A 24528-nucleotide genomic window follows, 5' to 3' on the forward strand; every position below is an offset into this window, starting at 1 on the left:
GCCCGCCGTTCGCTACCTTCCCGGCGTGCGCACCGAGACCTTCACCGACCGGTTCACCGTCGCGGCGGCACCGGACCGGGTGCACGCCCACCTGGCCGACCCGACCAACCACATCGGGCTGTCGCCGCTGATCGTCGCGGTGCGTGACATCGAGTCGAGCACCGACGCCGACGGCCACCCCGTGCTGCGGTACGTCGCGGTGGAGCGGTTCAAGATCGTCGGGCCGCTGCGGTACGACAACATCCTGCACGTCCGGCAGACCGAGACCGATCCGGGCCGCCGGCTCGTGATGCAGGTACGCAGCCCGGCGCGGGTGTCGGTGCGGTTCGTGATGCAGATCGAGCCCGACGGCACCGGATCGGCGGTCACCGTCACTGTGAGTCTCACCATGCCGACCCTGCTGCGCTCCTATGTGGTGCGCACGGCCAGACGGGTGCAGATGTTCCGGGCCCGTACCCTGGCCGAAAGGATGAGCGGCTGACCCCGGCGTAGTCGATCGACGAGACTTTTTCCGCACGACATGCTGTCCGAAAGCGGTCGAGCAGTCGCGTGCGGTCGACAAGGCGGTCTAACCTGCAGCCGCGAGTAGCGGCGGAGGAGCAGGCACAGTGACGGTCGTCGAGACCAGGATGAGCGTGTGGGAGGCCCTGGCCGGCCGGGCACCGGGCCAGCCGGTCGCCCCGGCCGACGCCGGCCTGTGGGGCGCCGTCGTCGAACGGCTCAACCCGGCCCGGGCCCGGCCGGTGCTGCGGTCCGGCATCGAGCACGTCGAGCTGACCTCGGTACGCGGGACGCCGTACGTGATGCTCCGCTCGCCGGACGGCCGCGGCGGTGCCTGCTACCTGCGGCTGGCCCCGGACGAGTGGCGGCTCGCCCAGCTGATGGACGGCAGCCGTACGGTGGCCCGGCTGGTCGCCGAGTTCGCCCGGATCGCCGGCCGGCTCGCCCCCGACCAGGTCACCCGGGTCGTCGCCGACCTGGCCGGCAACCGGATGCTCGCCGAACTGCCGGTCGACGCGTTCCGCCCACTGGCCCGGGTGCACCGCCGGCCGTGGCCGCTGCGGTTCGGCCGCACCCTGCTGGCCGTGGCGCAGGGCCGGCGTACCGTGCTGGCCGACGTCGACCCGCTGGTCGGCGCCCTCTACCGGGGCGGCGGCCGGTTCCTGTTCACCCGGCTGGCGGCGGTGCTGCTGGCCGTCGTCGCGCTGGTCGGGTTCGCCGCGTTCTGCTGGACCTGGTGGCGCGGCGAGCAGGCGGTCTTCCTCACCGGCGGGTCGTACGCGGCCGGCGCGGCGGTGCTGCTCGGGTTGAACGTCGTCGCCCTCGCCTGCCACGAACTCGGCCACGCCCTGGCTACGAAACACGCCGGCCGCCGGGTGCCGGCAGCCGGGTTCCTCATCTATTTCGGCATCCCGTCGGTCTTCGTCGACACCACCGACGTCTGGCTGGCCGGCCGCCGGCAACGGCTGATCACCACCGCCGCCGGGCCGGCCGCCGGGCTGGTGCTGGCCGGCGTCGCCGGCATCGTCGGGCTGATCTTCCCGGCCGCCGCGCCGTGGACGTTCAAACTCGCCTTTGCCTGGTATCTGAACGCGCTGTTCAACCTCAACCCGTTCCTCGCCCTCGACGGCTACTACCTGTTGATGGACTGGCTGGAGATCCCGAACCTGCGTACCCGTGGGCTGGCCTACGTCGCCGGCCGGCTGCGCCGGCGCGGCCCGCGCTGGTCGGCGCTGGACCGGGAGGGCCGGCTGGTCGCCCTGTACGGGATGCTCGCCGTGCTCTGGTTGGTCATCGCGGTGAACCTGTTCTGGCGGATCTGGACCGACCGGGTCGCCGGCCTGGCCCTCGGCCTGTGGCGGTCCGGCTGGCCGGCCCGGCTGCTGCTGGCCGCGGTGGTCGCCGGGCTGGCCGCCCCGCTGGTCTACCTGGCGGCCGGCTGGCTGGCCCGGCGCTGGCGGCGGCTGCGCGGTGCGGTCGTCGAGCGGCGGCACGCCTCCGACACCCCGCGCCGGCTGGACGCGCTGCGCGCCAGCGCGCTGCGGACGTTGCCGGCCAGCGCGTTGAACCGGCTCGCCGCCCAGGCGCGCTGGGTGCACCCGCGTACCGGTGAGCAGCTCGTCGTCGCCGGTGCCGCCCAGCCGGCGGTCTACGTCGTGGTCGACGGCGCGGTGGAGGGCCGTGCGCCCGGCGACCCGGCCGGCACGGTCCGACAGCGGCTCGGACCGGGCGGCCTGGTCGGTCTGGCCAGCGCCCTGACCGGTACGCCGGCCACGCTCACCTGGCGTACCGCCGGTACGACGCTGCTGGCGCTGCCGCCGACGGCGGTCGCCACGGTCGTCGGCCCGCTGCCCGGTCCGCCGCCGGCCGATCGGTCCGCCGCCGAGTCGCTGTTCGCCGAGACCCCCGCGCTGTCCGGGCTGACCCCGGAGGACCGGCTGGGACTGGTGTCCCGGGCCCGGCCGGTGTCGTTGCCGCCCGGCGCGCCGGTCCGGCTGTCCGGCCCGTACGACGCGGTGGTCCTCGAATCGGGCGTGATCGCCCTGATGGACGGCCTCGAACTGCGCCGAGGCACGATGATCGGCCCGGTCGGCGCCGACCCGCCGGACGTGGTCGCGACCACCCGCACGCAGACCCGGCTGTGGCAGTTGCCGGCCGTAGCCGGGCTGCCGATGCTGCTCGGCGCGGCACCGTCGCAGGTGGCCGAGGCCGCTGCGGCGACGGTACGCGGAGGTCCGCCGACCAGCGGCGTGCATCCGCCCGCCGACTATCCGCCGCTGGCCGCCCCGCCCGGCCCGCCACCACCGGGGGACGCCGACGACCGGGTGGACCGCCGGTTCGAGCGCCGGCTGTGGTGGCTGGTGCTGCTCCTGCTGCTGTTCGCGTTGCTGATCAGCGGCGGCAACTTGATGCCCGGACCGGCCTGGGCGGAAATGCCGACCGACCGGGCGCTGCTGCGGGCCGAGCGGGGCACCGTCGAGGTGCGCACCGCAGGGGGGCGGTTGCTGACGTTGCGCGATGGTGCGGCGGCGTACGTCGCCGAGGGGGACCGGATCGAGGTCGCCGACCGGTCGGCCGGTGAACTCGTCTTCCGTGGCGGGGCCGCCACGGTGCTCTGCGCCTGGGTCGAGGCCGAGGTGGGGCCGCTGCGGAGCGACGGCACCCGGCCGGTCGCGCCCAGCGGGGAGCTGACCCTGGACCGGGGCCGGATCCTGGCCGACACCGCCAGCGTCTCCGGCGCCTTCCGACCATTGGCGATGACCGTGATCAGCCAGGATGCCGTACTGGCGAACCGGGGCGAGGCCTGGTTCGCGGTGAACGCCGGAACGGCCCGGGTGTCGCTCGGCGAGGTGCGGCGCAACGGGGTGTCCCTGCGGGCCACCGGGGAGCAGCTCGGCTGCGGTGACGGCCGGGTGGTCGACCCGCCCGGCGGTACGCCGAGCGCTCCCGCTCCGGGCGCCACCAGTGGATCACCGACCGTGCAGAGCCCGTCGCCGGATCTCTCCGCGACCAGCCAGCCGACGCCGGCTCCGGCACCGAACCCCGGCGTGACTCGCCAGCCGCAGCCGCAGCCGACCACCCCGGCCGCGCCGCCGAGCCCGCCCGGCCCGCCGCCGACCAGCGCCCCGCCGCCGACCACGGCAGCGCCGACAACCGATCCGCCGACGTCGTCACCGACCAGAACGCCGCCGCCGACCAGCGAACCACCGCCGACCACCGAGCCGCCGCCGAACGAGCCCCCGACCATTTTCTGGGAGGTTCAGCCGCAGGGCCGGATCACTCAGCTGGTCAACAACGAACCCTGCAGCGATCACCCGACCAGCGTGCGCTGGATGGTGGTGGTCTCCGACGACGCACCCGACGGGTTGACCGTCGTCGCGCGGCAGAGCGGACCAGTGGAGAAGACGGAGACCTTCAGCGGGGCCGGGACACACAGCGGCTCCGTCGGCCCGGTGGCCAGCCGGCAGGGCGCCGGAGGGATCGTGACGATCACGGTCACCGTCACGGACAGCGGAGGACTCAGCCGCCAGGTGGAGAGCAAGGTAGAGGTCGTCGACTGCGGGAATGAACCCGGCGTTGTGACGTAGACATCGATCCGAGCGGAGATACAGGTGCTTTGTTGGTTCTGCCCGAAGGCGGCCCGGGGTGGCTGCCGGTTCTGCGGCCGAGGCGTGTGTGAGGACCACGCCCGTTTCGGGCCGTACCTGCTGGAGGTGCACCGGTCGGAGCGCCGGGGACGGGCGGAGGGGTTGGTCGTCGAGGACGCGTTGCAGTGCGGCACCTGCCGGCCCAGACCGCAGCCCGTACCAATGCCGGAGCTGGACTGACGGCGGACCGTCCGGTCACCGGCGGCCCGCGCCGGCCGCTGCCGGGCTCGTGGCGGATGGTCGTCCCGGACTACCCTGGAGCGACATCGACGAGGGGAACGGCGATGAGTGACTTCGACACCGTGCTCGAACGCCTGCTGACCGACCCTGGCTTCGCCGCCGGGCTGGCCGCCGACCCGACGACGGCGCTCGCTGGCTATCAGCTCACCGCAGAGGAGCAGGAGCTGCTGCAGACCCAGATGGGCGGCGCCGCGACCGGCCCGACAGCGGCGGTGGAGACGCGGGCGAACCAGTCCAGCGCGTTCGGGCTGCTGAGCCCGTTGACCGGGATGATGGGCGGCTTCGGCGACATCGGCGCGGCAGCCGGTGCCGTCGACGAGGCTCTCGGCTCTGCCGGTGCGCAGAGCGGCTTCGGTTCGGCTGGAGCGCAGAGTGGTTTCGGCTCCGCCGGGTCCGGCGGTGGGCTCGGTTCGGCCGGTGCGCAGAGCGGCTTCGGCCCGGCCGGGGCAGACAGCGGCTTCGGGGTACGGCCGGAGGCTGCCGGTCCGCCGGTGCCGGACCGGTCCGCCGGGTTCGGCACGGCACCCCAGCCGGTCGAGCCGGCGGTGCCGGAGGACTACCGGACCCGGGTGGACGTCGACGGCGACGGCGAGTGGGACCGGCACATGGTCCGGGGACGGGCGGACGGCGGGGTGGACATCCTGGTCGACCGGGACGGCGACGGCCGGGTCGACTTCGTCGGCCGGGACGACGACGCCGACGGTCTGGTCGACTCCGCGGCGTACGACACCGACGGTGACGGGTTCTTCGAACAGACCCACTACGACGACGACGGCGACGGGTGGCTCGACCGCAGCGTCACCAACCAGCCGCCGAGCACCGAGCCGCCCCCGGTCGGTGGTGGGTTGATCGGCGACAACCTGCGGCTCCCGGAGGAACTGGGCTGACCTTTCCGGCGGCGGCCGCCAGCAGCGGTGCCGACGACCGCTCACCGGCGGGCGTGGGCCGTCCGCCGACAGGGACTGGCGCCGATGGCCGCCGGGCCTGACGATGGGGTCAGGAGGTGATCGCGTGGTCGCCATCGCCACCGACCGACTGACGAAGGTCTTCGACGACGGCACCGTCGCAGTCGACGGGGTGAGTCTCGCGGTCCCGTCCGGCCAGTTCCTGGTGCTGCTCGGGCCGACCGGATGCGGCAAGTCGACGATCCTGCGGCTGGTCGCCGGGCTGGAAACGCCGACGTCCGGGCACGTGCTGATCGACGACCGGGTGGTGGACGGCTGGTCGGCGCAGCGACGACAGGTGTCCATGGTGTTCCAGGACTACGCGCTGTACCCGCATCTGACGGTCGCCCAGAACATCGCCTTTCCGCTGCGTATGGGCCACGGCCCGGCGGTGGAACAGCGGATCCGGCAGGTGGCCGCCGAGCTGGGCATCGCCGAGCATCTGCACCGGCAGCCCGCCGTGCTGTCCGGTGGGCAACGTCAGCGGGTCGCCATGGCCCGGGCCATCGTGCGCCAGCCGAAGGCGTTCCTGCTGGACGAACCGCTGTCCAACCTGGATGCCGGGCTGCGGGCCGAGTTGCGTGCCGATGTGACGGCGCTGGCCCGCCGGCACGGGGTGACCACCGTCTACGTGACCCACGACCAGACCGAGGCGCTGACCATGGCGGACCAGCTCGCGGTGCTCCGCAAAGGCCGGCTGCAGCAGATTGGGCCGCCGGAGCAGGTGTACGGTGACCCGGCGAACCTGTTCGTCGCGGCGTTCCTCGGCACCCCACGGACCAGCCTGCTGCAGGGGGCGGTCTACGCCGAGCCGGACCGGGTGGTGATCGACCTCGGTTCGCAGGTGCTGGAGTTGCCGGTGGGTGACGCCCGGGTGGCCCGGCTGGCCGAGCACCACACCGAGCGGGTCACCGTGGCGTTGCGGGCCGACGCGCTGTACCCCGTACCGCCGACCGGCGCTGACCCGGCGTGGCCCGCCGGCCCGGACCCGGCCGGGTCCGACCGGACGCTGTCGGTCACCCTGCGCGGCACAGTCCGGGCGGTGGAGAACCTCGGCCACGAGGCACTGGTCTGGGTGGACACCGGCGGCCTGCCCACCTCCCCGGCCGAGTCGCAACTGGATCTGCCGGATCCGCAGACCCACCTGGCCGAGCTGCTGGCCGAGGATCCGCCGCCCCGGCACCAGCTGCGGAAGACCATCGCCCGGATGATCCCGCAGCAGCGCCGTCCGGACCCGCCGGCGACCGCCCGGACCCGGTACGGCTTCTACCCGGTGTACGAGCCGGATCCGTCCGACCCACCGGACGGTGACGGTGACGTCGTGGTTCGGGTGCCGGCCACGGCACCGCCGCAGCCCGGCGAGACGATGACCATGGCGCTGGACCTGGACCGGCTGCTGCTGTTCGACCGGTCCGGGCACCGCATCCGCCTGCACTGACGCGCCTGTACCGCGAGCCGGTTGGCGCCGTGGCGGCCGGCGGTCAGACGGCGGCACCGGCCAACTGGTCAAGTGCCGAGTCCAGCTCGTCGGCGTACGCGTAGGTGATCGCGCCTTCGTCGGCGCGAATCCGCACCTTGCGGCGCAGCTGGTCGACGTCCCGGTCGATGTCGGCGGTGCCACTGGTCAACGAGGTCCGCAGGTTACGGACCAGGTTCTGCAGGTCGAGGCCGGCGTCGCGGCGGATCGCGCCGTCCGCCAGCCCGTCGTCGATCACCTGACCGAGCAGAGTGATCGCCTCGTCGACGGTCGGAACGACCGGTCCGGTCGGTGCCGGTGCGGTGTCGGTCGCCGCAGGGGTCGGCGCGGCACCGGTGGCGGGCGCGTCGGTGGGCGGTGCGTCCGCCGACGGCCCCGGCTGGGTCGGCTGTGCCGGCGGGGCGGGATCGGCGGGCGTGCCGGTGGACTGCGGTTGCCCGGCGGGCGGCGGATGGTCGCTGCCCGGCCGCCGCAGCACCTCGGGCTGCAGCAGCAGGATCACGGCGACCGCTACGGCGCCGACCACCAGTAGCGTGGCGACCCTGGAATCGAGCCGGCCGAACCACCGTCGACCGTCGACAGCCGGCGGCCCAGCGTCGGCGGCCGGTGTTGCGGCGTCTGGGGCCGGTGGATCGGAGCCGAAGGCCGGTGTTTCGGCGTCGGCGGGCGGCGGAGCGTCGGACCCGGCCATCGTCGGCAGGGTCATCGTCGGCGCGAGCATGGTCGCCGCCTGCGGATCGGCCGGTAGCAACTGGTCCCGCAGCGCGGCGCCGACCTGATGCGCGGTGGGGCGGCTCAGCGGGTCCCGGGACAGGCAGCGCAGGCAGATCTCGGCGACCGGGGTGGGCAGTCCGGGCACCGTCAGCGGCGGGATCTCCTGGTCGAGTGCGCGGTGCAGGTCGTCCCAGGTGTCGGCGGGGTACGGCACCCGGCCGGTGAGGGTCTCGTAGAGCAGGACACCGAGCGAATAGACGTCGGTGGCGGGCTGCGCCGGCCGGCCGTCGAGGCGTTCCGGGGCCACGTACGCCGGGGTGCCGAAGGTCTCGCCCTCCTCGTCCTCGTCGGGAGCACCGATCTGGGTGGCGATGCCGAAGTCGAGCACCTTGGCGCCGATCGAGGTCATCATGATGTTCGCCGGGGTGACGTCGCGGTGCACGATGCCCAACCGGTGCGCGGCGGCCAGCGCCTCGGCGACCTGGGCGCAGGTCTCCACCGCCGCCGGCCAGGTCAGCGGGCCGGCGGTGAGCCGGGCGTCCAGCTCCTCGCCGGACAGCAGCTCCATCACCACGAACGCGGTGACGGTGCCGTCCGGTGCGACCGCCTCGCCGTAGTCGTGCACCGCGGTCACGTGGGGATGGATCAGCTGGGCGGCGGACCGTGCCTCCTCCCGCACCATGCTGCGGAACCGCGCGTCGGCGGCCAACGACGCGGCGAGCACCTTGACCGCGACCACCCGGTCGAGCACCTCGTCGCGGGCGCGCCAGATGACCGACATGCCGCCGGCACCGATCCGGTCGATGAGACGGTATCTGCGGGCGAGCAGTTCGCCCGCTTGCAGCGATGCCATGGTTGTCGCACCTGCCTGGGGAGTGGAGGTCGTATCAGGCTGCGCGAAATGGCACGTCCTGTCAACGGCACGTTAAACAGGCGAACATTTATCATTTAACCCGACATAGGCCAGCATTGCCGATGAGCCGGTAATACCGAGCGAGTCCGGGCCGTGGGCCGACCCGACCGGCGGCCACCGGGCCCGTGCCAGGATGAACGCCATGGTCAACGGTCCGGTCGCCTTCGTACTGGGCGGCGGCGGGGTGCTCGGCGCGGTCGAGGTCGGCATGCTGCGCGCCCTGTTCCGCTCCGGCATCCAGCCCGATCTCGTCGTCGGCACCTCGATCGGCGCCGTCAACGGCGTACTGGTCGCCGCCGACCCCTCCGAGGCGGTCACCCTGCGGCTGGTCCGGCTCTGGGCCTCCCCGGAGGCCAGCGAGGTGTACGGCGACTCGATGGCCCGTCAACTGCGCCGGTTCGCCGCCCGTACCCACCTGCACTCGCCACGGCCACTGCGCCGGCTGCTGGAGGCCGAACTGGGCGACACCACCACCTTCGCCGACCTGGCCGTGCCGTTCCACTGCTGTGCCGCCAGCATCGAACGCGCCGCCGAACACTGGTTCGACACCGGCCCGGTGGTGCCGGCAGTGCTCGCCTCGGCCGCGGTGCCCGGCCTGCTGCCCCCGGCCGAGATCGACGGTGAGCACTTCATCGACGGCGGGATCGTCAACTCGATCCCGATCGGCAAGGCCGTCGAAGCCGGGGCGAAGCGCGTCTTCGTGCTCCAGGTCGGCCGGATCGAGCGGCCACTCAGTGCGCCCCGGCGGCCCTGGGAGGTCGCCCAGGTCGCCTTCGAGATCGCCCGCCGGCACCGGTTCGCCCGGGAACTGGCGGCGCTCGGTCACGATGTGGAGGTGCACGTACTGCCGACCGGTGGGGGAGAGACACATGACGACACACCCTGGGCGTACCGGGACATGACTGCTGTCGGCCGACGGATCAGCCGCGCCTACACCGCCTCCCGGCGCTACCTCAAGACCAACGTGGCCGGCTGCTGATGCCGCTGCCACCCCGCTGGGTACGCCGGACACTGCTCGCCCCGGCGGTACCGCTGCTTGCCGCTGCGGTGCTCACCACGCTGCCGTTCTGGATCTTTCTGGCCGCCGCCGCCTCGCTGCTGGTGCCCGGCCGGCTGCGGGTGTTGCGACTGTTCTGGGTCGCCGTGGTCTATCTGCTGTGGGACACCGCCGCTCTGATCGCCCTATTCGGACTCTGGCTGGCCTCCGGCTGCGGCTGGAAGATCCGCAGCCCGGCCTTTCAACGCGCCCACTATGTGCTGACCGGTTGGTTCCTGACGTTCTTCTTCTGGCATGCCCGCTGGGCGTTGCGGCTGAGTATCGACGTGGTCGGCACTGATCCGGACACCGCGCTGCCCGGCCGTCCCGAGTTGGTGGTGTCCCGGCACGCCGGCCCGGGCGACTCGTTCATCCTGATCCACGGCTTGGTCAACTGGTTCGACCGGGAGCCGCGGATCGTGCTCAAGGAGACCCTGCAGTGGGATCCGGCGATCGACGTGCTGCTCAACCGGCTGCCCAACCGGTTCATCGCCCCTGGTGACCGGCGCGCCGAGCCGGTCGAGACCCAGATCGCGCATCTGGCGACCGGACTGGACGCCAACGACGCGTTCGTCATCTTCCCCGAGGGCGGCAACTTCACCCCGGGCCGGCGCAGCCGGGCGATCGAGCGGCTGCACGCGTTGGGACTGCACGGGATGGCGGCCCGCGCCGAGTCGATGCGGCACGTTCTGGCACCGCGCCCCGGCGGCCTGCTCGCCGCGCTGGACGCGGCTCCGGACGCGGGCGTCATCTTCGTCGCGCACACCGGTTTGGACCGGATGCTGACCGGCGCCGACGTGTGGCGGGAACTGCCGATGGACAAACGGATCGTGATGCGGTTCTGGTCGGTGCCGCCCGAGGAGATCCCGGCCGGCCGTGACGAACGCATCGAGTGGCTCTACGACTGGTGGGCGCGGATCGATTTGTGGATCGAGAAGAACCGCTCGGACACCTTGAGGGCGTAGGGTTCGCCCTGTGGATCAAATCTCCGTTGTGACGACGGTGGTGGATGCCCGTTCGGTCGCCGAGGTGCTTGCCGCATCCGCGGTGGCCGGCCGGTTCGCCGCCTGCGCCCAGATCGGTGGTCCGGTGGCCAGCACCTACTGGTGGGAAGGCCGGGTGGAGACCACGAAGGAGTGGTCTGTGCAGTTCAAGACCGCCACCGACCGTAGCGACCCACTGGTCACCTATCTGCGCACCGCGCACCCCTACGACGTACCCGAGATCCTGGTTGCCGTCATCGAAGCCGGCAATCCCGATTACGCCCGGTGGGTGTACGACCACACCCGTCCCTGAGTCGTTCCTCAGTCGTCCATTCGTGGTCGGCTGGTCCTGAACCGTCCGTACCCGAGTCGTCCGCTCGGTCGGACTGAGTACCCGCACTCTGTCGGTCACCCGGCCGGGCGACGACGATGCGGTCATGAGCAGTACCGCGAAAGCCCACTACCCGTGCCCAGCCTGCGGCACGCCGGCGAGCCTCGCCGCCGGCTGCCCGGGCTGCGGCCGGGGGCCCGACCCGGTCGCCGCCGAGGTGATCCGGCTCGACGGCGAGATAGCCGGGCTGGCCGCCCGAGTCGAACAGGCCAGGTCCGCGTGGGCCACGCTGAGTGGGCAGTTGCACGCCGCGCAGGTCCGCCGGCAGCAGTTGGCGGTCCAGGTGCAGGCGGCGGTACGGGCGACGACCGTCCCACCGGCCCGACCGACCGCCGCGCCGGCCGTCCCACCGGCCCGATTGACCGCCGCACCAGCCGTCGCACCGGCCACCGCACCGGCCGTTGCGCCAGCCGGCGGCCCGTCACCACGGCCGGAGACCTCCACCCGTACCGTGCAGACCATCCTTTTCGTCCTCGGTGGACTGCTGCTCGGCACCGCAGCGATCGTCTTCACCGCAGTCGCCTGGGCCAGCGTCGGCGTCGGCGGCCGGGCCGCGATCCTGGCCGGCGTCACCGCCGTACTGCTCGCCCTGCCGCCGCTGGCCGCCTGGCGCGGCCTGCGCGGCACCGCCGAGACGTTCGCCGCACTCGGCCTGCTGCTGGTGTTGCTCGACGGCTACGCCGCCCGCTACGTCGACCTGTTCGGCGCCGCCGACCTGCCCGCCGCCCGGTACGCCGCCGTGACCTTCGCGGTCACCGGTCTGATCGCCGCCGGCTACCACCTGATCACCGGCCTGGCGGCGGCCCGCTTCGCCGCACTGGTCGCCGCCCAACCGGTGCTGCCACTGCTCGCCGTCGACCTGCGCGCCGACGCCGCCGGCACCACCCTGCTGCTGCTCGGCACCGCCCTGGGCACCCTGGCGATGATCGCGCTCACCCCGCCGGCCAGACTGGCGCTGCGGATCACCGGGTGGGTGGCCGTCGGCGCGGCGCTGACCGCCGCCGGGATCGCCGCCCTGGCCGCCGTCATCGTCGGCCACCCGTCCGGTGCCCCCGCCCTGGCCGGGCTGCCGCTGCTCGCCGTCGCCGCCGTGGTGGTCGCCGCCGGCCGGCTCACCGGCGTACCGGCACTACTGGCGATCAGCCTGGCCGGGCTGGCCCCGGCGGTGACCATCGCCGTGCTCCGGGCCGGCACCGAACCGGCACCGTCGCTGGCCCTGGCCATCGTCGCCGGCACCGCCGTCGGGCTCGCCCTCGCCGGCCGGTACCTGCGCGGCCGGCTGCCGGCGGTGATCCGTACCGGGCCGTGGGCGGGTGCGCTGCTGGTGACCGGGCTGCTCGGGGCCGGCGTACTGCTGACCGCGCTGGCCGTCGCCGTCGAAGCCATCGCGGCGGCCCGCCCGCTGTGGCGGGCCGGCGCCGGCCCGGTCGACGCGCCCGGCGACTGGCAGGTGCCGTTCGCCGTCGTCGCGGTCACCGCCGCGCTGATCCTGCTGCTGCCCCGGGCGCTCCGGCCGATGCTGCTCACCGTCGGCGCCGCCACCGGGCTGCTGACCGTACCGGCGGCGATCCCGGTGCCGTGGTGGGCGGTCGCCGCCGCCGGCCTGGCCGGTGGGGCGGTGGCGGCGGTACGGGCCGCCCGGTCCCGGCATGCCGTCGTCGCGCTGCCCAGCGCGGCCGTCGCCGCCCTGCTGACCGGCCACGCGCTGCTGGTCAGCGCCGGCCGACCGGCCGTTGCCACGACCGCCGTCGCGGTCGTCGTCGGCACCGCGCTCGCCGTCGCCGCGGTCGCCCGCCGCGCCGTGCGGCGACCCGAAGCCCGCTGGTGGCAGGCCCCGATCGGCGGCCTAGGCGTCGCCGTCGCGGTGGCCGGCTGGCCCGCCCTCGTCGCGCTCGCCGTGCACACCCTCGACCCGTCGACGGGCTGGCCGGCCCGCGCCGGAGCGGCCGCCGCCATCGGGCTGCCGGTCGCGCTGGTCGCGGTCCGCCGCTGGTGGCCCGGATACCTCTGGTACGCCGGGGCGGCGCTGCCGGTCACCGTCGTCGCCACCCTCGTCGCTCCGGCCGCCGGCACCGTGCCGTACGCGCCGGGGGAGTCCACCGGCGGGTACGTCGCCGCGGCGGCGCTGCTGCTGGCCGTTGCCGCGACCATAGTCCCCCGTGGCGTGCTGCGACTGCTGCTGACCGGCGTGGCCGCGGCGCTGGCGCTGCCGGCGACGGTCAGCGCCCTGCCGGTGCTGGCGTCGCTGCTGCTCACCCCGTACCGCTGGCTGGACGCCAGCTGGGCCGGCGTACCGGCCGGGACCGGACTCAGCCCGACGCTGCCGGTGTCGGTCCCCGCCGCCGGGGCGGTCACCCTGGCCGTGCTCGCCGCTGCCGTCACCGTGGCCGCCGTGGCCGGTCACCGGGCGCGGTACGCGACGCTGGCCGGTGGCCCGGTCGCCGTCGTCACCCTGCTGGTCGCCCTGGCCAGCGCCGGTACGCCGTGGCCGGTGGTGCCGGCACTCAGCCTCGCCGCCGGACTGGCCGGGCTGGTGGTCGCCGCCCGGTCCGCCGCCGCGCCGCAGGTGGCGGTCACCCTGCTGGTCGGTGCCCCGCTGGCCGGGGCCGGGTCGGCCGGTCTGTTGCCCACCCGGGTCAGCACCCTGACCGCGCTGGCCGCCGTGGTGGCGTGCGCCGCCGGAATCGGCGCGGCGGGTCGCCGTACCCCGGTGCGGGTGGCTGGCGGGATCGTCGCTGTGGTCGCCGGCGGTGTCCTCGCCGCGACCGCCGTGCGCGCCGCTGACCTGCCGGTCCGGGTCGGCGGGTACGCGGTCCTCGCCGTCGCCGCGCTGGCCCTGGCCGTCGGCGCGGCGCTGACCCTCCGGTCGGCCACCGGGGGCGTACGGGGGCGGGCCGAGTCGATCGGCGTCGAAGTGGCCGGGCACGCCGCCGCCGGCGCGGCCCTGCTGATGACGGTCGGCTCGGCCCGGTACGCCGCCGGGGTATGCACCCTGTGGGGCGTCGTGCTGGGTGCCCGGGCCCTGCTGGCGACCGCCTACCCGGTACCGCCGCTGTCCGGCGAACGGCCGGCGGTGCCGCACCAGCCGTGGGCGCTGGCCATGACGGCGCTGGCCAGCGAGATCGGCGCCTGGTGGCTGCTGCTGACCAGCGAGCAGGTGGCGCTGACCGAGGCGTACACGCTGCCGCTGGCCCTGGCCGCGCTCGGCGTCGGCTGGCTGACTCTGCGCGCCCACCCGCAGCGGTCCAGCTGGCTCGGGTACGCCCCCGGCCTGGCCGCCGCCCTGCTGCCCAGCCTCGGCTCGGTGCTGGTCGCCGACGGCCAGCCGGTGCGCCGGCTCCTGCTCGGGGCCGGGGCGGTGGCGGCGGTGCTGCTCGGTGCGGCGTACCGCCGGCAGGCCCCAGTGATGATCGGCGGTGCGGTGCTGGCGGTCCTCGCGGTGCGGGAACTCGTCGCCGTCTGGGACCTGCTGCCCCGGTGGAGCTTCCTGGCCGTCGGCGGCCTGGCGTTGATCACTCTGGCGGTCACCTACGAGCGCCGTCGCCGGGATCTGCGCAGATTGCGTACTGTTGTCGGCCGGATGACCTGACCGGGGGGAGGGGGCTAGCGTCACCCGGGTTCCGGGGGCAGACAGGATTACCCCACGCGGCGGATCCCAGCAGACTGGAGACGCCGCTGGTCCGGCCATCCCCGGCACCGCCAGTACCCCGGCACCACCACCCGACACGACCGCCCAGGCACGGCCACTACCCAGGCACGGCCACTACCCAGGCACGGCCAGCGCCCTGGCACCCGCCACCCCCCGAATCGCCGGCCCCGACGGGCCGGGAGAGCCACGGAAGGCATTCGATGACTGCTGCCGCACCCACCCGTACCAGCCCCCGCCCGCGGGGCAGCGACTACGCCGACCTGTCGCGGCGGGTGAGTCAGGTCGGGCTGCTGGACCGCCGACCAGCCTGGTACGCCGCCCGGATCGTGCTGACCGTCGGGGCCTACCTGGCCGGCTGGGCGGTGCTGCTGGCCGGCGGGGACAGTTGGTGGCAGCTGCTGACCGCCGTCGGGTTGGCGGTCGCCGCCACCCAGGTGGCGTTCCTCGGCCACGACGCCGGACACCGGCAGATGTTCCGCACCCGTCGGGCCAGTGAGACCGCCGGCCTGCTGCTCGGCAATCTCGGGGTCGGGCTCGGCTACGGCTGGTGGATGGACAAGCACACCCGGCACCACGCCAACCCGAACCACGTAGACGACGACCCGGATGTCGGAGCCGGAGCGCTGGTCTGGACCGAGGAGCAGGCCGCCGCGACCCGGGGCTTCGGCCGCTGGCTGGCCCGCCGGCAGGCGTACCTGTTCTTCCCGATGCTGCTGCTCGAAGGCCTGTCGCTGCGGGTGGCCAGCATCCAGGCGGTGATCAACGGCCCGGTGAAGCGGCGCGCCGTGGAGGGGGCGCTGCTGGCGGTGCACACCGCCGCGTACCTCGGGATCGTCTTCGCGGTGCTGTCGCCGCTGCGGGCGGTGGCCTTCATCGTGCTGCACCAGGCGCTGTGGGGTCTCTACATGGGGTGCGCGTTCGCGCCGAACCACAAGGGGATGCCGATGTTCGGCCCGGACGACGACCTGGACTTCCTGCGCAAGCAGGTGCTGACCTCCCGCAACGTGCGCGGCGGCTGGTTCGTCGACGTACTGCTCGGTGGACTCAACTACCAGATCGAGCACCACCTGTTCCCCAGCATGCCGCGGCCGCATCTGCGGTACGCCCAACCGATCGTGCGCGGCTACTGCCAGGAACGCGACCTGCCGTACACCGAGGCCGGGCTGATCGACTCGTACGCCGAGGCGCTGCGCCACCTGCACTCCGTCGGCCAGCCGCTGCGCTGAGTCGGCCGGTTGCCGCCGCTGCGTTGAGTCGGCCGGTTGCCGCCGCTGCGTTGAGTCGGCCGGCTGCCGCCGCTGACCCACCCGGCTCCGCTCCCCGCCGTACCCATGATCAGTTGATGAAAATTCGGTCTGCTGCCGGCGTGTCGCCCAGCTCAGCATCAAGTGATCATGATGACCGCTGGGTAGCAAGCGCGGGGCCACCCCAGTGGGTGGCCCCGCACCGTCGGTCGGCCTAGCGCTGCCTGCCGGTCGGACTTGAGCTGCCTGTCGATCAGACCTCGAACAGGTCCAGCATGTCGTCCGACATGTCGATGATCTCGCCGTCCGGCTTCTCGACGGTCACCGGCTCGCCGAAGTTGGCGTACCCGATGGTGATGGTGCCGGAGGTGGCCGACACGCTCTCCAGGTCGATGACCATCTCGACCAGCCGGCCCTCGGCGTCGAGCGTCGCGGTGAACGGCACCGCCTTGGCGGCGTCACCCAGATCGGCGAGCATCTCCTCGTCGGCGCTCGGCGACTTGGTCATGTCGATCGTGCCGGTGATCTCGGTGTCGGTGGACCACTCGGCGTCGGCGACGCTGCCGATAATCTCGGCCGGGTCACCGGTCGGCATCATGCTGAAGCCGGCACCAGCGGGAAGCTTCGACGTGTCCGACTTCATCCACACGTCGGCGAGCTCGTCCATGTCCGTGCCGCCGAGCTGCATGTAGATGTCGGTGCCGAGCTGGCGAAGGACGATGCTCACCGTGTCGCCGTCGGCACCCATGTTGATCTCGATGTTCGACTTTTCGCCGGCCGGGTCGACGTCGCCGACGACCTCCATCAGTACGCCGTCGGCCTCGGTGCCCAGGCTCATGGTGAGCCGGGCGCTCTCCTCGGTGCTCTTCGCGGTGGCGGCGGCGATCGCCTCCGTGGCGTCACCCCGGTTGTCGGCGGCACCGGACTCGGCGCTGCTGTCGGTGGCGGGTGCGTCGGTGTCAGCCGCGCCGCCGCAGCCGGAGACGGCGAGCGAGAGCGCGGCGACGACGCCGATTCCGGCATGCGTCAACCGTCGAATGTGCATGAAGATGTTCCGTCCCCTCGTGAAAGACAGCCGGCGGGAGATCGCCACGATGGTGGCGTCTTCGACGCTGCCGTACCACTGCGGTAGGCGGTCCGCCGGCTGGTGCCGCGTCAGCCTACCGGTCGGCTCCGGTCCGGGGTGGACCGCTGCCGATCATTGCGCGGCCCGGTGCGCGGCCCGGTGCCGATCGGGTCAATCGGGTCAATCGGCGAGGGCGGCGACCATCGCCTCCGGCATCGGCACGATCTCGCCGTAGGTGGGGGCCTCGATGGTCTCGGCCCGGCCGAAGTTGCCGAGGCGCATCCAGATCGTCGGCATGTCGGGCATCTGCTGCTCGTCGCCGAGAGACAGGTCGACGAGCCGGCGCTCCCTGTCGAGGGCGGCGGTGAACGGCACGGCGCGGATCGCGTCGCCCAGCTCACCGAGGTCACCGAGGTCACCGGGGTTACCGAGGTTGCCGAGGTTGGGCAGGGCCACAGAGGACCATCCGGTCAGGTCGACGGTCCCGGCGATCACGTTCTCCCCGGTCCACTCGGCTGTGGTGACGCCGCCGATCAGACCGGCCGCGCCGATCAGATCGCCCTTGGCCATCGTGTCGAGAGTGCCCCCGGGTGGTAGGTTCGCCCGCTCGGTGTGGAACCAGACTCCGGCCTGCTCTCCGCTGCCGCTCATCAGGTAGAAGTCTTCTTCCAGCAGGATCATGGTGATCATTACCGTGGACCCGTCCTCCTGGAAGTAGGACTCGATCTTGGTCCGTTGGTTCTCCGGGTCGATCTCGGCGTGCGCCTCGGTCGTCTCGCCGGACCGGCCGGACATGACGAACCGCACCCTGGCGGGCTGCTCCTGGGCCTTGCCGATCGCGGCGGCCAGCGCCTGCGTGGCGTCGCCTAGGCGGTCGGCTTGGTCGTTGCCTAGGTCGTCGGCGGAGCTGGCCGAGGCTGTGGCCGTCGGGTCCGGGTCGGTGGCGGGGCCCGACCGGCCGCACCCGGTGACGGCGAGGGCGAGGGAAACAACAAGCCCGCCGACAATTGCAGCGGTTTGCCTCGTTTGTGGCATTGATGCCTTCCCAAACAGGAATGACTGATGAGGGGGTCAACCTACTCGCCGCGACCCGCGTGCCGATCAGCTGGGCGGGACAGACGGTAAGGTCACCGCATGGCAGAGGTGCTGGACACCGCACAGGTGCAGGCCGCGCTCGCGGAGCTGACGGACTGGGTCGGCGACCCCGAGGCGATCGCCCGTACCGTCTCGTTGGCGACCTTTCCCGACGCGGTCGCCGTGGTGACCCGGGTGGCGATCACCGCCGAGGAGATGGACCACCACCCGGACATCGACATCCGGTGGCGGACCCTGACCTTCCGGTGCCGCACCCACTCGGCCGGCGGCACCACCGCCCTGGACATCGAGCTGGCCCGCCGGATCGACGAGATCGTCGCGGCGCAGGGCTGACGGGGGAGCGGACACGGTGACATTCCCAGACCGGGAGAGGTACGCGGTGGGATTCCTGACCGGGGGAGGTACGCGGTGAGATTCGAGGTCAGCAAGGTGCTCGACGCGATCGAGCGCCGGCTCAGCACCGACCCGGCGACCGCACGCGCCGTCGTGGACCTGGCCGAGGTCGTCCGGTACGTCGACTTCGACAACGGGCGACCGGCCAACATGCTGCGCCTCGGGCAGCTGATCGACGCCCTCGGCCGCAGCGTCGCCGAGGAGAACGTGCCGGTGTACGTGGTCGTGCACCGCGGCCTGCTCTCCGACGCCGACCTGACCTCCAACGAACGGATGGTCGCCCGCCGGTGGTCCGACGACGGCCTGGTGGAGGTGCTCGCCGACCCCGCCGACCGGCTGCTGGAGGTCGCCGAGCTGCTCGGCCTACCGGTGCTCAGCCGCCACCGGTTCGACGGCATGCGCGGGCGTTACCAGTGGCTCAACCAGCCTGGCCGGCTGCTCGCCCCGCTGCCCGGCCACGGCGGCCCAGCGCTGACCGCCCGCGCCGGTGGCGGCAACACACCGGCGACCGCCGAGCCGTCGCCGGCCGGTGCGCAACTGCTGGCCCGGCTGTGGAGCTGCCCCGACCCGGAGTGCGCGCTGTTCGGCCGGATGCGGGTCGGCCGCCCCGGAGGGCAGCCGCCGCCGACGCTGCGTACCGGCCAGCCGACCTGCCCCCGGCACGGGGAACGGCTCACCGAGACGGGTGCCCGCCCGCCGGCCGAGGTGCTGTCGATCCGGATCGACGGGATGGTCCGGCAACGGTTCGTCGTCTCCGCCGACCACCCGATGGTGGTCGGCCGGGCACCCGAGCGGGGCGAAGGCATCATGCTCGGCCAGTGGCTCACCGAGGAGGCGCGGCGCTGGATCAGCCGCAGCCACGTCCGGTTCGAGCTGCACGGCAGGGACCTCGTCGTGCAGGACGTCAGCACCAACGGCACCGGCGTACGGCCGGGGGGCTCGCCTGACGACGACGAACGCCGCACCATCAAACGCCAGGCCCGGCCGTTGCAGGCCACCGACGTCGTCGAGCTCTACCCGGGGGTGCACATCGCCCGGTCGAAGGTCTGGGCCACCGGTGGTGTGTCGAACCCGACGTCGGTGATGGCCGATGCGCCGACCATGGCGCTGCGGATGATGGACCGCCCCTGACCCCTGTCTCGCTCAGCCGAGGTGGTCGGCCGGGGACGTCTGCAGCAGCCAGGCCAGCGGCATCTTGGCGCTCTCCTGGTAGGTGCCGTGCGCGGCGAGCCGGTGCAGGGTGACGGTCTGCGCGCCGTCGGAGTCGACCACCCAGTACTGAGGGATGCCCGGCCGGCTAGCGGTCATCGCGTGCGCGGAGTCGGGCGGTACGGCCGGTGTGCGCTCAGAGCTCATGGGGCCGATTGTCGTAGGTCTCGCCGTTGACCGGGCGGGGGCGCTCGACGACACCGGGGCGGGTCAGCGCGCTCTTGTAGACCGCGATCGCCACCATCCGGCCGTCCCGGCCACCGGCGACGACGGTGCCGATGAGACCGACGACCTGCGACTGCTCCTGGTCGAGCCCGTAGCGGATGTCGGCGACCCGGACGATCATCGACCGGTCGGCGTACACCCAGTCGGCCTTGCCGAGGCGCAGCGTGTCGCCGACGCGGAGCAACTCGTCACGCGACATCGTCACCATCCCCATCCCCATCGGCGTCGTCGTCGAGGGCGACTGGCGGCCACAGGCCGGCGAAATAGAGTACGGCCATCACCCGCCGGGCCTTTCCCGGATCGTGCCGGCGCAGCACCGCGAGCGCCTTCGTGAACGGCTCGCAGAGCGCGGCCGAATTGCACACCCGGCATTCGGCGAGCCGACTCGGCAGATGCGTGCTGACGATCTCCCGCGCCCGCCGTACCACCGGATGATCCACTGACAGGTGGACGCTGTCCGGCAGTGGCGGTCGGTTCGGCGTCGGATCATGATCCTTTTTCCCGCCGGGCGGGGTGCCGATCGAGGTGTATCGGGCGAGGCGGGGTGTGCCGCCGATTCCGTCGTTGCGCAACACGTGATCTCCCTTGCCGTCGTCGAAGCGCCTCTGATGATTTCCACCCTGGACTGTGCGACCTCGACACGGAATACTCAGTTCACCGATTGCCATGCGTCAGTCATTCCAGCGCGTACCAATGGATTCCAATGGAGGCCAGGAGATGAGCGAGCTTCAAGATCTGTTGCGCAGTGAGCGCCTCAAGCGCAACCTGACCCAGGCCCAGGTGGGTGAGGCCATCCGGGTCAGCAATTCCCTCATCGGTGCGTTCGAGACCGGCAAGTCGATCCCGCTGCCGGACACCGCCGTCGACCTCGACCGCATCTACGAGACCGGCAACCAGATCCAGCGGCTGTCCCGCACCGCCAGGGAGGACGCGCAGGCCCTGTGGCTGCGCTCCTGGCTGGAGAGTGAGCGCCGCGCGTTGGTGCTGCGCTCGTTCCAGCCGCTGGTGATCCCGGGGCTGCTGCAGACCGAGGCGTACGCCCGCGCCGTCCTCACCGCCGGGCCGCGCACCCGGCGGCGGCTCGACGAGGCGATCGCCGTCCGACTGGAACGCCAGTCGGCCACGCTGGACCGCGACGAGGACTTCCAGTTCACCGCGATCATCGCCGAGGCGGTGCTGCGCCTGACCGGCGCTTTCATGAAGGACCAGCTGGAGCACCTGGTCGACATCGGTCACCGCCCGGATGTGCAGATCCGGGTGCTCCCCGCCGACGTCGGCATGCACCCCGGGATCGCGGGCGCGTTCGTCATCGCCTGCCTCCCCAACGACCGGCGGATCGGCTACCTCGACGACCAGCTGAGCGGTCGGATCGTCACCGAGGCTCAGGACGTGGTCGACCTGGAACAGACGTGGGATGCTGTGTCGGGACTGGCACTCACCGTCAGCCAGAGCCGCGACCTGATGCTAAGGATGATCGATGAACGCGAGTGAGCCGATCTGGCGCAAGTCCAGCCGCAGCAGCTCCAACGGCGGCGACTGCGTGGAGGTCGCCGACAATCTGCCGGGCCGGGTGCTGGTGCGGGATTCGAAGGACCGGGCTGGTGGCACGTTGGCCTTCGCGCCGGCCGCCTGGTCCGCCTTCGTCGCACACACCCCGTCAGCCGTACGCTGACCCACCCCCAACGCCGCCCCACCCAGCCCTCTGGGCATGTGCACTCAGCCGACCGGCCTCGCCCCCGTCCCACCAGCCGGGGCGAGGCCGGCCGCGCGAGCCGCGCCGCCCGGATCGCGCTACGCCGACCAGCGCCCGTACGTGGTCAGCGACCACCTCGACGACCTGCGCGGGCCGGTCAGTGGCCAGGTCACGCTGAGCAGGAGCCTGGAGTGGTCGGGGCGAGCGCAGTACGACCTTGCCAACCCTCGTCGGCTGGCCAGCATGTACGAGACAGTGCTCCGCGAAGCGACGACGGCAGACGATCTCGTTCGATGGCTCGACGGCTCGACGCTCGTCCGGCTCTGGCCCACCCTGGTCATTCCTCCGCAGGTACGGTGGCTGTGGGAGTCCAAACACCAGGCACTCGTTCACACCCGGCCCGGAACCGGGCCGCGATCTGATCGTGAGGATGTTCGATGAACACGAGTGAGCCGATCTGGCGCAAGTCGAGCCGCAGCAGCCCGAACGGCGGCAACTGTGTGGAGGTCGCCGACAACCTGCCGGGCCGGGTGCTGGTGCGCGATTCGAAGGACCGGGCCGGTGGCACGTTGGCCTTCGCGCCGGCCGCCTGGTCCGCCTTCGTCGCCCACACCCCGCCAGCCGTACGCTGACCACCGGGGCCGGCATGCGCCCGCCGGAGCTTCCGTCGACGCCGGTCGACCTGACGCCGGTCGACCGGTCGCACCGTGCGGTGCTCGGCAATTTGGGGCAGCTGTACCGGTACGACCTTGCCGAAGCGTACCGTCACCTGCCGAACGCGGACGGTACCTACCACAATCGCCGTCTCGACCGCTTCCTGGCCGGCGCGGATCCGGACACCCGGGCGTGGCTGATCACAGTGGCGGGAGAGCTTGGCGGATTCGTCATGGCGGGCCGGGTGGATCAGGTCGCCTCGATCAACGATTTCTTCGTGGTCCGGCCGTTGCGGCGGACCGGCGTGGGACGTGCGGCGGCTGGCCAGGTCATCGCCGGGTGGTCGGGCCGGTGGCGGATCGCCTTCCAGGCGTACAACCCCGGAGCGCAGCCGTTCTGGCAGCGGGTGGCGACCGACGCGGTCGGACCGAGCTGGCGCCAATCCGAGGTGGCGTCGGTGCCGGGCGCACCTGCGGATATCTGCCTCAGCTTCGACACGTCACCAACGACCGGGTGATGTTCGATCATGGTCGATCACCCCGTACGCTCGAAGCTACAGTATGAGCAGTGCTGCAGGGAGGCCGACGGTGAGGATGGATGGCGAACCTCGCGGTCGGAGTGATCGCGGACACCAGCGTCGAAATGATCGGCGTGATCGTCCGCACGGGGATCGACGTTCTGAGCAGCTGGTAGGGGTGTGAGGGCTGCCGCCGATTGCCGGTCGAGTCAGCGCGGCCGTTCAGCTTAGCCGGGCGGTGATGTCTCCTGTCGCGCTACGGGCGATGACGGAAGTGATATCGGGCCAATGGAAACCGCCCTGACCGGGGGTTGGTAGCCAGACTGCGTACACGCCGACGTGACGCTGGTCAGCTGTCGAGAAGGCGACAACCGGTGCGGTTGCGGTCGTACCAAACACAGTGACATCGACAGTCGCGGCAGGTCCTCTGACCGTTCCGACAAAAAGTCGTAGTTTCGGATCGTCGGGATTGACCGGGCCTAGGTGGGGCAGGGGTTTGGACGGCAGTGTCGGCGGCCCTGGGACGAGAAGGGCAGCGGGCGCCGGCATGCAAGAGACAAGGTCGCCGGTCGGCCGGCTGGTTCTGATGCTGGCTACACATAGCGAGTCGTTGGTGGACAGCCAGGCGAGGGTCGTCCACTCTCGGCCCTGCTGGTCGAGCTGGGCCGGCTTCTCAGTAACTGGTGGGTACTTACGTAGCCACTCCTCTTGGACGCTGGCGGCGTTGGCTGGTGCAACCGGGTCGGAGTGCCGCTGCGCGCATGATGCCAAACCGATGGTGGCTGCGACGGTCAGCGCAGCAACGGCGGCTCGGGCGCTGAACTGTCGGCTCGGCGATAGCGTGTGTAGCCGCGTCATGTCGGCATTCTCCCATCTTCGACGGCTACTCGCATGTCCCGACGCAGGGACGACCAGAGGGGGTGGGGCAAATGGCGGCCCCACCCCCTCGCTCTCGTCGGTCAGCAGAAGCAGCGGTATGACCAGCCGATCTGGTATACGTAGACGCCACTGAGGCCGTTCGGCACGCGCAGGGTGGTGGCGTTGGCCGCGTACCGCGTGTCACTGGAGCCGCCGGCGCTGCCGCCCTGCCAGTCGGAGGTATGGCTCCACTGGTTCTTCGTCACCGCCCACCTGTCATCACACAGAGGGACGCCGAACTCCAGCCCGACGATCTGAGTCAGGCTGATTGTGAAGGTGTTGCAGTTGTTGCCGGTCAGGCTGCCCGGCGGGGACCACTCGACGAGCTCGCCTTCAAAGAGGTTGTAGAAGCTCCGCGTGTAGCCCGAACTCAGCTCCTTGCCGCCACCGAGTACGCCGGTGCCCCATCCGCTGGCCAGGGTGGATTCCGTCGAGTAGAAGTTGTTGGGGTCGGAGTCCTCCGTGACGTACCGCGAGAAGCAGCCGTCCCAGTTGTAGTCGGGGTCCGGGTCGACGTCGTCGCTGTAGACGCACCCCGACGACCAGATCGGCGGGTTTTCGAGCATTCGCGCACGTAGCTTGTTGGAGATCTGCTGAGCCTCGGCGGCACTGAAGCCCGCCGCGACGGCGTCCGCGTAGACGCTGCGTCCGGCTTCGGCGTATTTCTGCGCGTCGGCCATCGTCGGTTCACCGGATTCTGGCAGGATGACCCGGACCTCCTGGTTGATCACGCGTGCCTCGCCAGTCACGCCGGCTTCCCCGGTGGGCACCTGGCCTTTGAAAATTACCCGGGATCCGGCCGGCGCGACGACGGTTATGCCGTCCTCGAATCGTTGCCGGACGACGGAACCGTCGTAAATCATCTCTGACGAGATCAGTGCGGGGTTCCAGGAAGACAGAGCCGTTCCCGTCGGGGTGGCGTTGGCCGGGGCGGACGTGTTCGCGGTGAGCGCGGCACCGGCCAGCAGGCTTGCGGTGACGATTGCAAGTGTGCGACGTAACCTCATCGACTGATTCCT

The 24528-nt window shown here is 72.2% G+C and carries 23 protein-coding genes; 16 read left to right on the plus strand and 7 right to left on the minus strand.

The genetic code is table 11. The features are described from left to right. Positions 1–25: 25 nt before the first annotated feature. The 4 genes from ACN27J_RS29060 to ACN27J_RS29075 all read left to right on the plus strand — a co-directional run bounded on the left by ACN27J_RS29060 (position 26) and on the right by ACN27J_RS29075 (position 6770). A complete protein-coding gene (locus ACN27J_RS29060) occupies positions 26–481 on the plus strand; it encodes an SRPBCC family protein (protein ID WP_421371118.1) in 456 nt (151 codons plus the stop codon). A gap of 127 nt (positions 482–608) precedes the next feature. Next, positions 609–4088, plus strand: a complete 3480-nt coding sequence (locus ACN27J_RS29065) for a cyclic nucleotide-binding protein (RefSeq protein WP_421371119.1) — start codon at positions 609–611, stop codon at positions 4086–4088. A gap of 344 nt (positions 4089–4432) precedes the next feature. Beyond that, the gene (locus tag ACN27J_RS29070) at positions 4433–5275 is read left to right on the plus strand and encodes a hypothetical protein (protein WP_421371122.1); all 843 of its coding nucleotides are present in this window, start codon (positions 4433–4435) and stop codon (positions 5273–5275) included. A 124-nt stretch (positions 5276–5399) separates the two neighbouring features. Beyond that, positions 5400–6770, plus strand: coding sequence for an ABC transporter ATP-binding protein (locus ACN27J_RS29075; RefSeq protein WP_421371125.1), 1371 nt, complete (start codon positions 5400–5402; stop codon positions 6768–6770). 43 nt (positions 6771–6813) lie between these two features. Here the strand turns inward: ACN27J_RS29075 and ACN27J_RS29080 are convergent, their stop codons facing one another. Next, complete coding sequence (locus ACN27J_RS29080; RefSeq protein WP_421371127.1) at positions 6814–8376, minus strand: serine/threonine-protein kinase; 1563 nt, start codon at positions 8374–8376, stop codon at positions 6814–6816. Between the two features lie 202 nt (positions 8377–8578). Between ACN27J_RS29080 and ACN27J_RS29085 the strand changes: the two genes are divergently transcribed. The 5 genes from ACN27J_RS29085 (at position 8579) to ACN27J_RS29105 (ending at position 15721) form a co-directional block, all read left to right on the plus strand. Next, positions 8579–9415: a patatin-like phospholipase family protein gene (locus ACN27J_RS29085; protein ID WP_421371128.1), complete on the plus strand. Its 837-nt coding sequence runs from the start codon at positions 8579–8581 to the stop codon at positions 9413–9415. Further along, a complete protein-coding gene (locus tag ACN27J_RS29090; RefSeq protein WP_278167341.1) occupies positions 9415–10437 on the plus strand; it encodes a 1-acyl-sn-glycerol-3-phosphate acyltransferase in 1023 nt (340 codons plus the stop codon). The genes ACN27J_RS29085 and ACN27J_RS29090 overlap by 1 nt, the downstream gene beginning before the upstream one ends. A 10-nt stretch (positions 10438–10447) precedes the next feature. After that, complete coding sequence (gene cutA, locus ACN27J_RS29095; RefSeq protein WP_123605207.1) at positions 10448–10768, plus strand: divalent-cation tolerance protein CutA; 321 nt, start codon at positions 10448–10450, stop codon at positions 10766–10768. A 124-nt stretch (positions 10769–10892) separates the two neighbouring features. After that, positions 10893–14435, plus strand: coding sequence for an SCO7613 C-terminal domain-containing membrane protein (locus ACN27J_RS29100; RefSeq protein ID WP_421371130.1), 3543 nt, complete (start codon positions 10893–10895; stop codon positions 14433–14435). A gap of 260 nt (positions 14436–14695) precedes the next feature. Further along, positions 14696–15721: a fatty acid desaturase family protein gene (locus ACN27J_RS29105; protein WP_421371132.1), complete on the plus strand. Its 1026-nt coding sequence runs from the start codon at positions 14696–14698 to the stop codon at positions 15719–15721. Between the two features lie 271 nt (positions 15722–15992). On the opposite strand, the gene ACN27J_RS29110 is transcribed toward ACN27J_RS29105, so the two are convergent. Together ACN27J_RS29110 and ACN27J_RS29115 are read right to left on the minus strand one after the other, a co-directional pair. Continuing rightward, on the minus strand, positions 15993–16769 hold the full coding sequence (locus tag ACN27J_RS29110) for a hypothetical protein (protein WP_421371133.1): 777 nt from the start codon (positions 16767–16769) through the stop codon (positions 15993–15995). Between the two features lie 216 nt (positions 16770–16985). Continuing rightward, the gene (locus ACN27J_RS29115) at positions 16986–17840 is read right to left on the minus strand and encodes a hypothetical protein (RefSeq protein ID WP_421371135.1); all 855 of its coding nucleotides are present in this window, start codon (positions 17838–17840) and stop codon (positions 16986–16988) included. A gap of 99 nt (positions 17841–17939) precedes the next feature. On the opposite strand from ACN27J_RS29115, the gene ACN27J_RS29120 reads away from it, so the two are divergent. Both ACN27J_RS29120 and ACN27J_RS29125 read left to right on the plus strand, forming a co-directional pair. Next, the gene (locus tag ACN27J_RS29120) at positions 17940–18233 is read left to right on the plus strand and encodes a 4a-hydroxytetrahydrobiopterin dehydratase (protein WP_278167350.1); all 294 of its coding nucleotides are present in this window, start codon (positions 17940–17942) and stop codon (positions 18231–18233) included. A gap of 75 nt (positions 18234–18308) precedes the next feature. Further along, positions 18309–19424: an FHA domain-containing protein gene (locus ACN27J_RS29125; RefSeq protein ID WP_421371138.1), complete on the plus strand. Its 1116-nt coding sequence runs from the start codon at positions 18309–18311 to the stop codon at positions 19422–19424. 12 nt (positions 19425–19436) lie between these two features. On the opposite strand, the gene ACN27J_RS29130 is transcribed toward ACN27J_RS29125, so the two are convergent. From ACN27J_RS29130 to ACN27J_RS29140, 3 genes are read right to left on the minus strand one after another with little or no spacing between them, the layout of a single operon-like run. After that, on the minus strand, positions 19437–19649 hold the full coding sequence (locus ACN27J_RS29130) for a hypothetical protein (protein WP_421371140.1): 213 nt from the start codon (positions 19647–19649) through the stop codon (positions 19437–19439). Then, entirely contained in the window at positions 19639–19926 is a 288-nt protein-coding gene (locus ACN27J_RS29135) for a hypothetical protein (protein WP_421371143.1), read from the minus strand. Before ACN27J_RS29135 ends, ACN27J_RS29130 begins: the two co-directional genes overlap by 11 nt. Beyond that, a complete protein-coding gene (locus ACN27J_RS29140; RefSeq protein ID WP_421371145.1) occupies positions 19916–20395 on the minus strand; it encodes a hypothetical protein in 480 nt (159 codons plus the stop codon). Before ACN27J_RS29140 ends, ACN27J_RS29135 begins: the two co-directional genes overlap by 11 nt. Positions 20396–20444: 49 nt before the next feature. Here ACN27J_RS29140 and ACN27J_RS29145 point away from each other — a divergent pair, with 49 nt between their 5' ends. Genes ACN27J_RS29145 through ACN27J_RS29165 form a run of 5 tightly spaced genes read left to right on the plus strand, consistent with a single transcriptional unit; the run spans position 20445 to position 22591 of the window. Further along, complete coding sequence (locus ACN27J_RS29145) at positions 20445–21218, plus strand: helix-turn-helix domain-containing protein (protein ID WP_421371147.1); 774 nt, start codon at positions 20445–20447, stop codon at positions 21216–21218. Then, positions 21205–21399 (plus strand): DUF397 domain-containing protein, encoded by a 195-nt coding sequence (locus ACN27J_RS29150; protein ID WP_421371149.1) that lies wholly within the window; start codon positions 21205–21207, stop codon positions 21397–21399. The genes ACN27J_RS29145 and ACN27J_RS29150 overlap by 14 nt, the downstream gene beginning before the upstream one ends. Before the next feature lie 36 nt (positions 21400–21435). Continuing rightward, positions 21436–21861: a hypothetical protein gene (locus ACN27J_RS29155; RefSeq protein WP_421371151.1), complete on the plus strand. Its 426-nt coding sequence runs from the start codon at positions 21436–21438 to the stop codon at positions 21859–21861. Beyond that, positions 21858–22052, plus strand: coding sequence for a DUF397 domain-containing protein (locus ACN27J_RS29160; protein ID WP_421371154.1), 195 nt, complete (start codon positions 21858–21860; stop codon positions 22050–22052). Before ACN27J_RS29155 ends, ACN27J_RS29160 begins: the two co-directional genes overlap by 4 nt. Positions 22053–22066: 14 nt before the next feature. Further along, positions 22067–22591, plus strand: a complete 525-nt coding sequence (locus tag ACN27J_RS29165) for a GNAT family N-acetyltransferase (RefSeq protein ID WP_421371156.1) — start codon at positions 22067–22069, stop codon at positions 22589–22591. 959 nt (positions 22592–23550) lie between these two features. Here ACN27J_RS29165 and ACN27J_RS29170 read toward each other — a convergent pair. Continuing rightward, positions 23551–24516, minus strand: a complete 966-nt coding sequence (locus ACN27J_RS29170; RefSeq protein WP_421372689.1) for a hypothetical protein — start codon at positions 24514–24516, stop codon at positions 23551–23553. Between the last annotated feature and the right edge of the window lie 12 nt (positions 24517–24528).

This window comes from Solwaraspora sp. WMMB762 (assembly GCF_049179115.1).
Lineage (GTDB): Bacteria > Actinomycetota > Actinomycetes > Mycobacteriales > Micromonosporaceae > Micromonospora_E.